Below are 15,291 nucleotides of genomic sequence, written 5' to 3'. Positions count from 1 at the left end.
TTACAGGCCCGAAGGGAGCTATCCCTTCCCCTTGCAGCGGGTTTCCCGGGCCCAGAATGCACAACGCCATGGCATGCCATGGCGTTGTCGTCTGCAACGAGCGCTTACCCGATGTGGGTCAGGCCGCCCATGTAGGATTGCAGCGCAGCCGGGATGGCGATGCGGCCATCTGCCTGCTGGTAGTTCTCGAGCACGGCCACCAAGGTACGACCCACTGCCAGACCGGAACCATTCAGGGTGTGAATGAGCTGCGGCTTGCCGTCGATGCGCACGCGAGCCTGCATGCGGCGCGCCTGGAAGTCGGTGCAGTTGGAGACGGAGGAGATCTCGCGATAGGTGTTCTGGGCCGGCAGCCACACTTCCAGATCGTAGGTCTTGGCGGCGCAGAAGCCCATGTCACCGGTGGAAAGCGCCATCACGCGATACGGCAGCTCCAGCAGTTGCAGCACCTTCTCGGCGTGACCCACCATCTCTTCCAGGGCATCCCAGGATTTTTCCGGGTGCACCAGTTGCACCATCTCGACCTTGTCGAACTGGTGCATGCGGATGAGGCCACGGGTATCACGACCGTAGGAGCCCGCTTCGGAGCGGAAGCAGGGGCTGTGGGCGGTCATCTTGATGGGCAGCTCCTGCTCGTCGAAGATCTCGTCACGGGCCATGTTGGTGAGCGGCACTTCGGAGGTCGGGATGAGGGAGAACTTGCGCACCTTGCCTTCGTCTTCCCCTTCCCCTTCGATGCCGGTATTGAAGAGGTCCTGGGAGAACTTGGGCAGCTGGCCGGTGCCGTACAGGCTGTCCGGGTTGACCAGATAGGGCACGTAGCACTCGGTGTAGCCGTGCTGCAGGGTGTGCAGGTCCAGCATGAACTGGGCCAGGGCGCGGTGCAGACGGGCAATCTGGCCCTTCATCACCACGAAACGGGCGCCGGAGAGCTTGACGCCGTTCTTGAAGTCGACCCCCTTGGCCGCCTCACCCAGATCGATGTGATCGCGCACCGGGAAATCGAACTCACGCGGGGTACCCCAGCGGCGGACCTCCACGTTGTCGTTCTCGTCACGGCCCACCGGGGTGGTCTCGCTCGGCAGGTTGGGGATGGCGTCGGCGATCCCCTTGAGCTGGGCCAGCAGGGCCTCCAGCTCGACCTTGCTGGTCTCGAGCTCGTCGTTGATCTTGGTCACCTCGGCCTTGAGGGGGGCAACATCTTCACCACGACGGGCAGCCTCACCGATGGACTTGGAGCGGGCGTTGCGCTCGGCCTGCAGCTCCTGGGTGCGGGACTGCAGATCCTTGCGTTTCTCTTCCAGAACATTGACCGCCGCTACGTCCAGAACGTAGCCACGTGTCGCCAGACGAGCGGCAGCTTCGGTGATGTCGCTGCGCAGATATTTGGGATCCAGCATGGTTTACCTACTTTTTTTAATGGGATCTGGGCCCGGGTCATCGTGACCGGGTTGGGAAACAGATCCGGAAGTTAACATCGGTTGGCGCACCCCTTTGCCTTCGGAATCGGGCCTTCGAAATCAAGAAGATGGTGCAAGGCCAAGACAACCGGGGTCAGACGGGCAGTGTAGCAGACCGCCCCCCCGCCCGAACAGGGACTATTGCGCCCGTTTTTGCCGGGCCCCCCTCCCCTGATGCCCTTGCCGTGCGCTTTCCCGGCGAGGGGCTTGAAGGTCTTTCCTATCGCTTGCGCGGACTCTGCTTGTCCAGCTCGTGCAGATAGTCGAGCTTCTGGGCTATCTGCTTCTCAAGCCCCCGCTCGGTGGGCTGATAGTACTGCTTGCCGGCAAGCTCCGGGGGGAAGTACTGCTCGCCGGCGGCATAGGCCCCCGGCTCGTCGTGGGCGTAGCGATACTCGGCGCCGTAGCCCAGCTCGCTCATGAGCTTGGTAGGGGCATTGCGAAGGTGCGGCGGCACCTCGAAGTCCGGCAGGTTCTTGGCGTCATGAAGCGCCGCCTTCCAGGCGGTGTAGACCGCATTGCTCTTGGGGGCGCAGGCGAGGTAGACGATGGCCTGGGCGATGGCCCGCTCCCCTTCCGCCGGGCCGATGCGATGGAAGCAGTCCCAGGCCGAGAGCGCCACCTGCATGGCACGGGGATCGGCGTTGCCCACGTCTTCCGAGGCAATGGCCAGCAAGCGGCGGGCGATGTAGAGGGGATCGCAGCCGGCGCTCACCATGCGGGCATACCAGTAGAGGGCCGCATCCGGCGCCGAGCCGCGAATGGACTTGTGCACCGCCGAGATGAGGTCGTAGAAGTGATCGCCGCCCTTGTCGAAACGGGCCACGTGCTCTCCCACCACGGCGGCGAGCAGGGTACTGTCGATCACCCGCGCCCCTGAGCTGTCGGCCTCGGCCATGTCGGCCAGGAGCTCCAGGTAGTTCAGAGACTTGCGCCCGTCCCCGTCCACGGCTTTCGCCAGCGCCTCCTTGGCCCCGGGGGCAAAGCGCAGGCTAGGGTCATTGAGCCCGCGCGGGTCCTGCATCGCCTGATCGATCATGGCGAGGATGTCCTGCTCCTCCAGCCTCTTGAGCAGATAGACCCGGGCCCGGGAGAGCAGCGCATTGTTGAGCTCGAACGAGGGGTTCTCGGTGGTGGCGCCGATGAAGGTGATGGTGCCGTCTTCGATGTGGGGCAGGAAGACATCCTGCTGGCTCTTGTTGAAGCGGTGGACTTCATCCACGAACAGGATGGTGCGCACCCCGCGCCAGCCGTTCTCCTTCGCCTTGTCGAGGGCCGCGCGGATCTCCTTGATGCCGGAGGTGACCGCCGAGAGCCGCTCCACCTCCGCCTGGCAGTAGTGGGCAACCAGTTCTGCCAGTGTGGTCTTGCCGGTGCCGGGGGGCCCCCAGAGGATCATGGAGTGGCAGTGCCCCGCCAGGATCGCTTTTCGCAGGGGCTTGTCCGGCCCCAGGATATGCTGCTGGCCGATGTACTGCTCGAGGGTTTGCGGCCGCATCCGGGCCGCAAGCGGACGAAAGTCCGAGGAGAAATCCAGGGATAAATTGCTCATCTGCATTGACCTTGCATCTGATCGGTCATAAACAACACCCGGTCAGACGATAACGCCGGTAACGGCTGGCTCATCAGCGCTGGTCGTCCAACTCGACCCCCTTCGGGATCTTGAAGACAAATTCGTTGCCCTTGAGCACCGGCTTGCGGTTGAAGCTGCTCAGGGTGAACTCGCTCCACTGGCCCTGGGCCTCTTTCACGTCGAAGCGACTGATGTTGTTCTGACGGTCGAAGGTGATGCGAAAGGAGGCGATCAGCTCGTCCTTGTTGCGGCTGGTGACGGTGTAGACATCCCCTTCCTGGGTCACGTCATAGTTCTTCCAGAGGCTGTTGTCGTTGCCCGCGATGAGCACGAAGGGGGTGTTGAGCACCGCATCCTTCATCTTGAGGGCGGTGACCTGCTCGACGAAGGGGTCGTACACCCACACATCCTTGCCATCGGCCACGATCAGACTCTCGTCCGGGGAGGTAGTGTGCCAGTTGAAGCGGTTGGGTCGCTGCACCAGCAGGGAGCCGCTCGCCTTTTGCAGCTCCTTGCCCTTGCTGTCATAAACGGTCTGGGCAAACGTCGCGAAGAAGACATTGACGGAGGAGAGCTTCTCCTTGAGATCGCTGGCCGCATCGGCCCACACCTGGCTGCTGGCGACCAGCAGAATGGAACCCATCAACAGTTGTTTTTTCATCAGGCTCTTCATAGGGAGGTTCTCGATAAAAGGCCACGCCCGCAGAGGGCATGGCCAGAATGATACAGGAGTTAGGCTTAGTCACGAACCGGCGGCGGTGCCAGCACGTCGCGCTGGCCGTTGCCGCCCGGGGCGCTGACGATGCCCTGGTTTTCCATCTGCTCGATGAGACGGGCCGCCCGGTTGTAACCGATCTTGAACTTGCGCTGGACGCTGGAGGTGGAGCCACGGCGGGATTCCACCACGAAGGCCACCGCCTCGTCGAACAGGGGATCGAGCTCTTCATCGCCGCCCCCGCCGAAGTCGCCACCGCCGCCCTCGCCGTCCGACTCGCCGGAGAGGATCTCGTCGATGTAATCCGGCTCGCCACGCAGTTTCCAGTCCGCCACCACCTTGTGTACCTCGTGGTCATCGACGAAGGCACCGTGGACACGGGTGGGGTTGGAGGTGCCGGCAGGCATGTAGAGCATGTCACCCATGCCGAGCAGGGATTCGGCGCCCCCCTGGTCCAGGATGGTGCGCGAATCGATCTTGCTCGACACCTGGAAGGAGATACGGGTCGGGATGTTGGCCTTGATGAGGCCGGTAATGACATCCACCGACGGACGCTGGGTCGCGAGGATAAGGTGAATACCAGCCGCCCGCGCCTTCTGGGCGATACGGGCGATAAGCTCCTCCACCTTCTTGCCGACGATCATCATCATGTCGGCGAACTCGTCCACCACCACCACGATGTGGGGCAGTTTTTCCAGCTCCGGCGGCATCTGATCCATGGAGTCGCCCGGACGCCACAGGGGGTCGACCAGGGGATCCCCCGCCTCGATGGCGGCCAGCACCTTGTCGTTGTACCCCTTGAGGTTGCGCACCCCGACCGCGGACATCAGCTTGTAACGACGCTCCATCTCGCCTACGCACCAGCGCAGGGCGTTGGCGGCATCCTTCATGTCGGTGACCACCTCGGTCAGCAGATGCGGAATGCCTTCATAGACCGAGAGCTCCAGCATCTTGGGGTCGATCATGATGAAGCGCAGATCCTCGGGGGAGGATTTGTAGAGCATGGAGATGATCATGGTGTTCACCCCCACCGACTTGCCCGAGCCCGTGGTACCGGCCACCAGCAGGTGAGGCATCTTGGCGAGGTTCACCACCACGGGTTCCCCCGCGATGTCCTGACCCAGCCCCATGGTGAGCGGATTGCGGCTGGTCGCGAACGCCTCGCAGTCGAGGGTTTCCCGCAGGTAGACGGTCTGGCGTACCCGGTTGGGCAGCTCGATCCCGACGAACGTCTTGCCCGGGATCACTTCCACCACCCGCACGCTGCTGGCAGAGAGAGAACGGGCGAGATCCCGGGAAAGATTGGTGATCTTGCTCGCCTTCATGCCCGGCGCCAGGTCCAGTTCGAAGCGGGTAATGACGGGACCGGGATAGACGCCCACCACCTTGGCCTGCACGTTGTAATCGGCGAGCTTCGCCTCCACCAGCCGGCCCATGCGCTCCAGCTCGTCCTTGCTCATCATCTGGGTCTTGGCGGGCGGTCTGTCCAGCAGATCGATGCTCGGCAAAGGGGCCAGACCGGGCTGGGGACGTCGCTTGGCTTTCACCGGCGCAGCGGCAACGGGAGCATCGGGTTCGTCATCCCCCTCCGCCCAGGGCAAGTCGAGGTCATCTTCTTCCTGGCGCACGGCGGGACGCGGACGGCCATTGGCCACACGCTTGCCCTTGGCGGCAGGCGCCGGAGCCTCGTCCTCTTCGTCGTCAAACTGCGGATCGAACTGGAAGGTGTCTTCGTCAAGCTCCGGCAGCCATTCGTCAGCTTTTGTCTTTTGAGCGCGATTCTTCGCCTTGGGGTTGCGTGTCCAGCTGCCGTGGGGGTCTTCGTCATCCTCTTCCTGATCGAAGCTGCCTACGCCCCCTTCCAGCAGGGGATCCGGCCCCTCATAGCGGGGCTGGCGCCAGCCACCGGTGAGCCAGCGGCCCAGGGTGGTGGGGAAATGGTAGATGGCGCTGACAGAGCCGGTGCAGGCGGCACCGATGCGCTCGACAATGGTGAGCCAGGACCAGCCGGTAAAGAGGGTGATGCCGGTCGCCACGAAGCAGAGCAGCATCAGGTTGGCCCCCACGCCGCCAAAGAGCGGCACCACGGCGGAGGCGATCACATCCCCCACCAGGCCGCCGGCGGAAAAGTTCTGCAAGTCGTTGAAGTTCATGCTGGCGATGGCGGACATGCCGAGCACCGTCAGTACGAAGCCGATGATCCGTACCGACAGGGTGAGGTAATCCACTTCCAGCAGCTTGCTCGGGCGCCAGAACAGGCTCCAGCCAAGCAGCACCACCAGAGGGGGCACTAGATAGGAGAAGGCCCCGAAGGTAAACATGGTGATGTCGGCGAGCCAGGCACCGGCGCTGCCCGCGAGGTTTTTCACCTCCCCTTGCCAGGAGGTTTGCGACCAGCCGGGATCGGCGGGATGGTAGGTCAGCAGGGCAAGCAAAAGATAGGCAGCCATCAGGGTGATGGCGATCAAGACGGCCTCGAAGATCCGTTGTGTACCTGATAAAGGAGTAAACAGCTTTTTATCGGCCAAACTCCGGCTCCTTTGTGAAAACATGAATGCGGGGATAGGGGGCCTAGTATCCCTGAAAAGCCCACCGATTGTCAGCCAGTGCCTGAGGGCGGGCCTGAAAACTCTCTATAAGAAGAAACGAGCGGACCGGCCGCTCGTTTCTGACTATCGTGACTCGTCATGGAACTTGCAAGTCACAGCACAACCCCGCTTATCGGGTGCTGATCACCAGACGACTGCTCTGTTTGACCTCTTCCATCACCACGTAGGTGCGGGTGTCGTTGACGCCCGGCAGACGTAGCAGGGTTTCACCCAGCAGGCGGCGGTAAGCGGACATGTCGCTGACGCGGGTCTTGAGCAGATAGTCGAAATCACCGGACACCAGATGACATTCCTGGATCTCTTCGAGCACCTGAACAGCCTTGTTGAACTGCTCGAACACATCGGGGGCGCCACGATTGAGGGTAATTTCCACGAACACCAGCAGAGACGCGTCCAGATAATGAGGGTTCAGAATGGCGGCATATCCTTCGATATACCCTTGTCGCTCCAGGCGACGAACCCGTTCCAGACACGGTGTGGGACTCAGGCCAACTCGTTTGGACAACTCAACGTTCGAAATCCTGCCATCCTTTTGCAGTTCATTCAGAATGTTGCGGTCAATCCTGTCCAAATCCTTTAGCCGACTCTTAGCTTCCATCATTTAATTCCATCCTTTGGCTATTTTTTGGTAAGAATCACCAGTCATTTTATAATAATGGTCACAAATCCTGTCAATACCTGAATATACTAGGCGCAAATGTCGCTTAACATCTAGGCAACATAAACCACCAATCGATAGACGAGGGATAGCATGATTATCGGTGTACCTAAGGAAATAAAAAACCATGAATATCGCGTAGGCATGGTTCCGGCCAGTGTACGTGAACTGACAGCACGAAACCATACTGTTTTCGTCCAAAGCGGCGCAGGAAATGGCATTGGGTTCAGTGACGCAGATTATCTGGCTGCCGGAGCCGAGATCCTGGCCTCCGCTGCCGAAGTTTTCGCCAAGGCGGAGATGATCGTCAAGGTCAAGGAACCCCAGGCAGTGGAACGGGCCATGCTGCGTCCCGGCCAGACCCTCTTTACCTATCTGCATCTGGCGCCGGACCTGGCCCAGACCCAGGATCTCATCGACAGTGGTGCCGTCTGCATCGCCTATGAAACCGTCACAGACGGTCGTGGCGGTCTGCCCCTGCTGGCCCCCATGTCGGAAGTGGCCGGACGCATGTCTATTCAGGCCGGTGCCCAGGCACTGGAGAAATCCCGTGGCGGCAGCGGCGTGCTGCTCGGTGGTGTGCCCGGTGTAGAACCGGCCAAGGTGGTGATCATCGGTGGTGGTGTGGTGGGCTCCAACGCAGCCCGCATGGCCGTCGGCCTGCGTGCCGACGTCACCATCCTCGACAACAACGTCGATACCCTGCGCCGTCTCGACAGCGAGTTCCAGGGGGCTGCCAAGGTGGTCTACTCCAACCGCGAGACCCTGGAGCGCCATCTGCTGGCGGCGGACCTGGTCATCGGCGGCGTGCTGGTGCCTGGCGCCACTGCGCCAAAACTTGTCAGCCGTGACCACATTGCTCGCATGAAACCCGGTGCGGCCATCGTGGACGTGGCCATCGACCAGGGCGGCTGTGTCGAGACCTCCCATGCCACCACCCATGAAGATCCCACCTTCATCGTCGACGAGGTGGTGCACTACTGCGTGGCCAACATGCCGGGGGCCGTGGCACGGACCTCCACCGTGGCCCTGAACAACGCCACCCTCCCCTTCATCATCAAGCTGGCCGAACAGGGCTATCGCAACGCTCTGCTCGCCGATCCCCACCTGTTGCACGGCCTGAACGTGATGGCGGGCAAAATCACCTGCAAGGAGGTTGCCGTGGCCCACAACCTGGCTTACACGGATCCCCTGACCCTGCTGAACTGATCGCGTCCCTGCAAAGGGAGGTAGATGAGTGAAAATCCGCCCGCGATGGGCGGTTTTTTTATGCCTGCCATCCCCGGCTCACCCCTCTTGTTGGCGATTGCCCCAATCGATGCGCTGGCCTTTGACCACGGATCACGAATTACCTACAATCGCGCAAACTCATCACGTCTCGGAAATCACATCATGAGCCAAGTCACTCACAGCAAACTGCTGATCCTGGGATCCGGTCCGGCAGGTTACACTGCGGCCGTCTATGCCGCTCGCGCCAACCTCAATCCCCTGCTCATCACCGGCATGCAGCAAGGTGGTCAGCTGACCACCACCACCGAAGTGGAAAACTGGCCAGGGGACGCGGAAGGGCTGACCGGCCCGGCCCTGATGGAGCGCATGAAAGAGCATGCAGAGAAGTTCGATACCCGCATCCTCTTTGATCACATCAATGAAGTGACGCTGACCGAGCGTCCCTTCCGCCTCAAGGGCGACAACGGGGAATACACCTGCGATGCGCTGATCCTCGCCACCGGCGCCTCCGCCAAATACCTGGGTCTGCCCTCCGAAGAGGCCTTCAAGGGCCGCGGCGTCTCCGCCTGCGCCACCTGTGACGGCTTCTTCTACCGCAATCAGGAAGTCGCCGTGGTCGGCGGCGGCAACACCGCCGTGGAAGAGGCACTCTATCTGGCCAACATCGCCAAGAAGGTGCACCTCATTCATCGCCGCGACGAGTTCCGCGCCGAGAAGATCCTGATCAAGCGCCTCAACGACAAGGTCGAGAGCGGCAATATCGTCCTGCATACCCATCAGACCCTGGACGAAGTACTGGGTGACGACATGGGCGTCACCGGTGTGCGCCTGCGCAGCACCCGGGATGACACCACCTCCGAGCTGCCGCTGATGGGGGTCTTCATCGCCATCGGTCACCAGCCCAACACCCAGATTTTCGAAGGGCAGCTGGCGATGGAAAACGGCTATCTGAAGGTGCGTGGCGGACTGGAAGGGTTCGCAACCCAGACCAGCATTCCGGGCGTATTCGCCGCTGGCGACGTGGCCGACCACGTCTACCGCCAGGCGATCACCTCCGCAGGAACCGGCTGCATGGCCGCCCTCGATGCAGAGCGATATCTGGACGCACAATAATCAGAAGGATATAAAGGGCATGCCAGTTGGCATGCCCTTTTTTATTGCAAGGAGCAGGATGAAACGAAAAATAATGATAGTGGAAGACAGCCTGACGGTACGCCGCATGCTGACCCAGGCCATTGCGCAGCAGACCGGGCTGGAAATCGACGCCTTCGATACTCTTGAAGGGGCTCGCGATTGCCATGGGGAAGATTATGTGGTCGCCCTGGTGGATCTCACCCTGCCGGACGCCCCCGGCGGAGAGGCTGTCAACGTGCTGAGGGAGCGTGGGCTGCCGGTGGTGATCCTGACGGCCGACATCAGCGAAGAGAAGCGGGAAGCCTGGCTGGAGGCCGGGGTGCTGGACTATGTGATGAAGGATTCACGTCACTCCCTGCAATATGCCGTCGGTCTGGTGCACCGCCTCTACCTCAACCAGGCCATCGAAGTCTTGGTGGTCGACGATTCACGCACCTCCCGTCACCGCACCGCGGCCCAGTTGCGCAAGCAGTTGTTGCAGGTGCACGAGGCCAATTCAGCCCGCGATGCGCTGGCGCAGCTCGAGCAGCACCCCGCCATTCGCCTGATGCTGGTGGACTACTACATGCCGGAGATCGACGGCATCAGCCTGGTGCGAATGCTGCGCGAGCGCTACAGCAAGCAGCAGCTCGCCATCATCGGCATCTCGGTGTCGGACAAACACGGCCTCTCGGCACGCTACCTCAAGCAAGGGGCGAATGATTTTCTCAATCAGCCCTTTGAACCCGAGGAGCTGCAGTGCCGGGTCAGCCACAACCTGGAGGCCCTTGAGCAGTTCAACAATATCCAGGAATCGGCCAACCGAGACTACCTGACCGGGCTTTACAACAGACGCTACTGGTTCAACGAGGGTCAAAAGTGGTTCGAGGAGCATCAGCGCCATCAGGCGCAGCTCTCCCTGTGCGTGCTCGACGTGGATCACTTCAAGCAGGTCAATGATCACTGGGGGCACGCCATCGGCGATCAGCTGCTCTGTCATCTGGCCAGGCTGCTCACCCAGTTCTTCCCGGATGCCATGATAGCCCGATTCGGTGGTGAAGAATTTGCCCTGATGGTGCCACACTGCCCCGTTCCCGTGCTGCTCAAGCGACTGGAAGGGCTTCGTCTGCAAATGCGTCAGCAACCGCTGTCGCGGGAGATATCGCTCTTTGTACGCGCCAGTTTCGGCGTCATCAATGTCGGGCGGCTCTCCATGGACGAGGCGCTGAGCGAGGCAGATCGCCAGTTGTATCAGGCAAAGAATACCGGGCGAGACAAGATAGTCTGTCAGGACGTCTGAGCAAGCATCAGCAGAGGCACTCCGTGTAGTACCGCCCGGCGCCCCTTGTGTGGCGGCCGCCGGGTCAATCCCTTCTTCACCGTTCAATAGGTCTTATCGACTCGCACCCCATCGCTGAAATAGAGGATGCGCACCTTGTCGCCCTGCGCAAAGACCATGGCCGGATCGTAATCTTGGATCACGTTGATGAGCCCGTTCTGCTCGTTGCGGATCAGCAGCTCCACCAGCTTGTTCTCCACCACGCTGCCCCCTGACTGAAACTGCTGCACCGCCGCCGCTCCCGCCAGTGCCCCGACCGCAGTGGCAATCTCCCGCCCGTGCCCACCGCCAAACTGGTTGCCGAGCAGCCCGCCAAGCACGGCCCCTCCCAGCGTTTTCCAGCCGGAATGCTCTGATTCCACCATCTGGCGCTGGGTGATGTTGCGCACCGCATCCACCTGGCCGAAGACCACCTGCTCCACCGGACGCGCCGTGTTGCGTTCATACACCGCACTCCAGGCCGGTGCCGTGACAAAGCCAAGCAAGCTGGATACTATCAGGATAATGGCCTTCATCTATGAACCTCTGCCTTATGTCTCGCTATCTTACCGAACTGGATGATGAGCTGTGCTGGTTTCCCTCCCCCAGCCATGCGCTGGAAGAGCCCAACGGGCTGCTCGCGATTGGGGGAGATCTCTCCCCCACTCGATTGCTGGCAGCTTACCACAGCGGGATCTTTCCATGGAATGAACCCCATCAGCCACTGCTGTGGTGGTCACCGGATCCCAGGGGAGTCATCGTGCCCGAGGAACTCCACATCGGCCGCAGCCTGCAGAAGTGTTTGCGCCGCACCCCCTTCGAGATTTACATCAATCGCGCCTTTGATGACGTCATTGCAGCCTGCGCCGCCCCCCGTCGCACCGCCAGCGGCACCTGGATAAGTGCCCCCATGATCGACGCCTATCGGCGCCTTCATCGCCTCGGTCATGCCCACTCCATCGAGATCTGGCAGGATGATCAGTTGCAGGCAGGTCTCTATGGCCTCTCCCTGGGCCGACTCTTTTGTGGTGAATCCATGTTCAGCCGCATCGACAATGGCGCCAAACTGGCCATGGTGGCCCTCTGTCGCCACTTTGCAGGGCACGGCGGTGCCCTCATCGACTGCCAGATGCAAAACGACTTTCTGGCCACGCTGGGCGTTCAGGAGTGGCCAAGGCAGCGCTTTCTGACCACCCTGGCCACCCTGACCCGGCAACCGTTGCAAGAGGGATGCTGGCAACCGAGGAGAATCAGCCTATGAGTGAAGAAGTGATCCTCAAGGTCGGGCTGACCCCCAGGCACCCGTGCAGCTACCTCGGTCACGAGCAGGAGCAGTTGCTGGTCCTGATGGACCATGAACTGCTCAACGCCGCCGGGTACGAACGGCTGCTGACGGCAGGATTCCGGCGCAGTGGCAACGACATCTATCGTCCTCACTGCCCCGCCTGCAGCGCCTGCCAATCCTTGCGCATACACAGTGAACGCTTCATCCCGAGCCGTGGGCAGAAGCGCATCCGCCAGTTGAACCGGGATCTCGAGCTCGTGCTGAGCTATGACGACAAGCCCGAGTATTACCAGCTCTATGAACGCTATATCCGTGAGCGCCATAGGGATGGCAGCATGTATCCACCGAGCCGGACCCAATACAAGGGATTCCTGCACTGTGACTGGATGCCCCCCCTCTATCTGGAGATGCGCAAGGAGGGACGCCTCATCGGCGTGGCCACCACGGATCTGCTTCCCCACTCTCTGAGCGCCATGTACACCTTCTTCGACCCCGACTATGCCGACCGGTCGCTCGGCACCTTCGCCATCCTGAGCCAGTTGGAACTGGCCAGACGTACCGGTCGTCAGTGGCTCTATCTGGGGTATCTGGTGGAGGAGTGCCGCAAGATGAATTACAAGCGCCAATACCTGCCCCATGAGCTGCTGGTACAGGGCGAATGGAAAAAAATCGACACCAAGCCCGAGTAAACTTTACACATAGCCTTAAATCCGGCATGATCCAGCGGTTTTTTGTTGTGGCTTATCAAGAGGATTCAATGGCTAAAGAAGACAGTATTGAGATGCAGGGTACCATTCTCGAAACCTTGCCCAATACCATGTTCCGTGTGGAACTGGAAAATGGTCACGTGGTTATCGCTCATATTTCCGGCAAGATGCGCAAAAACTACATCCGTATCCTGACTGGGGACAAAGTAACGGTGGCTCTGACTCCGTACGATCTCTCCAAGGGACGTATTGTTTTCCGCTCTCGCTAAGCCAGGAATTCAGCAAAAAACCCCAGCCTCTCGGTTGGGGTTTTTTGTCATTTCCGGCCTTGCTCACAGTCAGTGAGAGACAGCTTCAACGTTGACCTGAAAATCAAAGCTGAGGCTGTTGTTCACCAGTTCGACCTTCACAATGCCGCCATCGACCAAGGAACCGAACAGGATCTCGTTGGCCAGGGGCTTCTTGAGGTGCTCCTGAATGACCCGGCCCATGGGTCTTGCTCCCATTGCCCTGTCATACCCTTTCTCTGCCAACCAGTGGCGCGCCTCTTCAGACACCTCCAGTGAAACGCCCTTGGCATCCAGCTGAACCTGCAGCTCGACGATGAACTTGTCGACTACCTGATGGATCACTCCCATGTCGAGATGGTTGAACCAGATGGTGTGATCGAGCCGGTTGCGGAACTCCGGACTGAACGTCTTGTTGATCACCGCCATGGCATCATGGCTCATGTCCTGCTGCTGGAAGCCGATGGACTTGCGCTGGGTCTCCTGAACCCCTGCGTTGGTGGTCATCACCAGGATCACATTGCGAAAATCTGCCTTGCGCCCGTTGTTGTCCGTCAGGGTACCGTTGTCCATCACCTGCAGCAGCAAGTTGAAGACATCCGGGTGCGCCTTCTCGATCTCGTCAAGCAGCACGACGGAGTGCGGATGCTTGAGGACGGAGTCGGTCAACAGCCCTCCCTGCTCGAATCCCACGTAACCGGGAGGAGCCCCGATCAACCGGGACACGGTATGGCGTTCCATGTATTCCGACATGTCAAATCGCAATACCTCGACCCCGAGCGCCTTGCCAAGTTGCTGGGTCACTTCGGTCTTGCCCACCCCGGTCGGGCCGGCAAACAGGAAGCAGCCCACAGGTCGGCGTTCGTTGCCAAGCCCTGAACGTGACAACCGAATGGCATCGGTCAGCACCTCGATGGCCTTGTCCTGCCCGAACACCACCATCTTGAGATTACGCTCCAGGTTCTTCAGCACCTCCTTGTCGGAGGAGGAGACAGATTTCTCGGGAATACGGGCAATCTTGGCAACAATGGCCTCGATTTCCGGCACATTGATCACCTTCTTGCGCTTGCTAACGGGCAAGAGGCGTTGCCCTGCACCCGCTTCGTCGATGACGTCGATGGCCTTGTCAGGCAGATGGCGATCATTGATGTACTTGGCGGAGAGCTCCACCGCCGCCCGGATCGCCTTGACGGTGTAACGCACGCCATGGTGAGACTCATAACGGCTCTTGAGTCCCATCAGAATGCGAGTGGTGTCGTCTACTGTGGGTTCGACGATGTCGATCTTCTGGAAGCGGCGAGCAAGGGCCCTGTCCTTCTCGAAGATCTGGGCATATTCCTGGTAGGTGGTGGAGCCCACGCAGCGCAGCAAACCATTGGAGAGCAGCGGCTTGATGAGGTTGGCCGCATCCAGCTGGCCACCGGAAGCCGCACCAGCGCCAATGATGGTGTGGATCTCGTCGATGAAGAGGATGGCCCCCTCCTGACGTTCAATCTGCTTGAGCAGCACCTTGAGGCGCTTCTCGAAGTCACCACGATACTTGGTGCCCGCCAGCAGGGAGCCCATGTCCAGGGAGTAGATGGTGCTACCCGCAATCACCTCGGGCACATCCCCCTTGACGATACGGTAGGCAAGCCCTTCGGCGATGGCGGTCTTGCCCACGCCGGCTTCCCCGACCAGCAAGGGGTTGTTCTTGCGGCGGCGGCACAATACCTGAATGGTGCGATTGAGCTCCTGATCACGGCCGATGAGCGGATCGATGCGCCCCTCCAGCACCAGCTGGTTGAGGTTGGTGGCAAAGCTTTCTATCTGGGCAGAGGATACCTCGTCATCAGATTCCGCATTGTTGCCACCACTCTCGGGCTTGTTGTCCTTGCGCACCCCGTGGGACAGGAAGTTCACCACATCCAGGCGGCTTATTTCGGCTTTTTTCAGGAAGTAGGCGGCCTGGGACTCTTGTTCGCTGAAGATGGCGACCAGGACATTGGCACCGCTCACCTCGGTATTGCCGGACGACTGGACATGGAAGACGGCACGTTGCAGCACGCGCTGGAAGCCCAGCGTCGGCTGGGTTTCCCTGTCTTCGTCGTCACGGGGGATGAGCGGGGTCGTTTGATTGATGAAGGCGCGGATCTCTTTGCGCATCTGTTCCACATCCGCACCACATGAACTCAGCGCCTCATGGGCTGAGCTGTTATCCAGCAGGGCCAACAACAGGTGCTCGACGGTCATGAATTCGTGGCGCTCGTCACGGGCCAGCTTGAAAGCCTCGTTCAGCGTCTTTTCTAGATCTTTGTTCAACATAGGCACCTCCCCTCAGTACAGCAACAATGCGG

General features: G+C 60.5%; 13 protein-coding genes. 6 read left to right on the top strand and 7 right to left on the bottom strand.

The annotated features are described in order from the left end of the window. Positions 1 to 104: 104 nt before the first annotated feature. The 5 genes from serS to lrp all read right to left on the bottom strand — a co-directional run bounded on the left by serS (position 105) and on the right by lrp (position 6,958). Entirely contained in the window at positions 105 to 1,400 is a 1,296-nt protein-coding gene (gene serS / locus AB5Y47_RS08050) for a serine--tRNA ligase (protein ID WP_039039009.1), read from the bottom strand. Between the two features lie 280 nt (positions 1,401 to 1,680). Beyond that, on the bottom strand, positions 1,681 to 3,018 hold the full coding sequence (locus AB5Y47_RS08045) for a replication-associated recombination protein A (protein ID WP_041211365.1): 1,338 nt from the start codon (positions 3,016 to 3,018) through the stop codon (positions 1,681 to 1,683). A gap of 67 nt (positions 3,019 to 3,085) precedes the next feature. Further along, positions 3,086 to 3,694: an outer membrane lipoprotein chaperone LolA gene (lolA, locus tag AB5Y47_RS08040; protein ID WP_368220115.1), complete on the bottom strand. Its 609-nt coding sequence runs from the start codon at positions 3,692 to 3,694 to the stop codon at positions 3,086 to 3,088. 77 nt (positions 3,695 to 3,771) lie between these two features. After that, the gene (locus AB5Y47_RS08035) at positions 3,772 to 6,276 is read right to left on the bottom strand and encodes a DNA translocase FtsK 4TM domain-containing protein (RefSeq protein ID WP_368220114.1); all 2,505 of its coding nucleotides are present in this window, start codon (positions 6,274 to 6,276) and stop codon (positions 3,772 to 3,774) included. Positions 6,277 to 6,466: 190 nt separating this feature from the next. Beyond that, a complete protein-coding gene (gene lrp / locus AB5Y47_RS08030) occupies positions 6,467 to 6,958 on the bottom strand; it encodes a leucine-responsive transcriptional regulator Lrp (RefSeq protein WP_005300047.1) in 492 nt (163 codons plus the stop codon). A gap of 150 nt (positions 6,959 to 7,108) precedes the next feature. On the opposite strand from lrp, the gene ald reads away from it, so the two are divergent. The 3 genes from ald to AB5Y47_RS08015 all read left to right on the top strand — a co-directional run bounded on the left by ald (position 7,109) and on the right by AB5Y47_RS08015 (position 10,658). After that, complete coding sequence (gene ald, locus AB5Y47_RS08025; protein WP_010674517.1) at positions 7,109 to 8,224, top strand: alanine dehydrogenase; 1,116 nt, start codon at positions 7,109 to 7,111, stop codon at positions 8,222 to 8,224. 183 nt (positions 8,225 to 8,407) lie between these two features. Then, positions 8,408 to 9,358, top strand: coding sequence for a thioredoxin-disulfide reductase (trxB, locus tag AB5Y47_RS08020; RefSeq protein ID WP_010674516.1), 951 nt, complete (start codon positions 8,408 to 8,410; stop codon positions 9,356 to 9,358). A 58-nt stretch (positions 9,359 to 9,416) separates the two neighbouring features. Beyond that, positions 9,417 to 10,658 (top strand): diguanylate cyclase, encoded by a 1,242-nt coding sequence (locus AB5Y47_RS08015; protein WP_029314438.1) that lies wholly within the window; start codon positions 9,417 to 9,419, stop codon positions 10,656 to 10,658. An 83-nt stretch (positions 10,659 to 10,741) separates the two neighbouring features. Here AB5Y47_RS08015 and AB5Y47_RS08010 read toward each other — a convergent pair whose 3' ends face one another. After that, on the bottom strand, positions 10,742 to 11,212 hold the full coding sequence (locus tag AB5Y47_RS08010) for a glycine zipper 2TM domain-containing protein (RefSeq protein ID WP_041211363.1): 471 nt from the start codon (positions 11,210 to 11,212) through the stop codon (positions 10,742 to 10,744). Positions 11,213 to 11,229: 17 nt separating this feature from the next. On the opposite strand from AB5Y47_RS08010, the gene aat reads away from it, so the two are divergent. The 3 genes from aat (at position 11,230) to infA (ending at position 12,937) form a co-directional block, all read left to right on the top strand. Then, the gene (gene aat / locus AB5Y47_RS08005) at positions 11,230 to 11,937 is read left to right on the top strand and encodes a leucyl/phenylalanyl-tRNA--protein transferase (protein ID WP_029314435.1); all 708 of its coding nucleotides are present in this window, start codon (positions 11,230 to 11,232) and stop codon (positions 11,935 to 11,937) included. Beyond that, the gene (locus tag AB5Y47_RS08000; protein ID WP_045524744.1) at positions 11,934 to 12,650 is read left to right on the top strand and encodes an arginyltransferase; all 717 of its coding nucleotides are present in this window, start codon (positions 11,934 to 11,936) and stop codon (positions 12,648 to 12,650) included. Before aat ends, AB5Y47_RS08000 begins: the two co-directional genes overlap by 4 nt. A gap of 68 nt (positions 12,651 to 12,718) precedes the next feature. Beyond that, complete coding sequence (infA, locus tag AB5Y47_RS07995; protein WP_005300033.1) at positions 12,719 to 12,937, top strand: translation initiation factor IF-1; 219 nt, start codon at positions 12,719 to 12,721, stop codon at positions 12,935 to 12,937. Positions 12,938 to 13,006: 69 nt separating this feature from the next. Here the strand turns inward: infA and clpA are convergent, their stop codons facing one another. After that, positions 13,007 to 15,259, bottom strand: coding sequence for an ATP-dependent Clp protease ATP-binding subunit ClpA (gene clpA, locus AB5Y47_RS07990; RefSeq protein WP_010674511.1), 2,253 nt, complete (start codon positions 15,257 to 15,259; stop codon positions 13,007 to 13,009). Positions 15,260 to 15,291 lie beyond the last annotated feature (32 nt).

Origin of the sequence: Aeromonas sp. R7-2, assembly GCF_040908105.1 — a bacterium.
Taxonomy (GTDB): domain Bacteria; phylum Pseudomonadota; class Gammaproteobacteria; order Enterobacterales; family Aeromonadaceae; genus Aeromonas; species Aeromonas caviae.
Note: the sequence above shows the minus strand (reverse complement) of the source record. Positions and strands in the feature narration are given on the sequence as shown.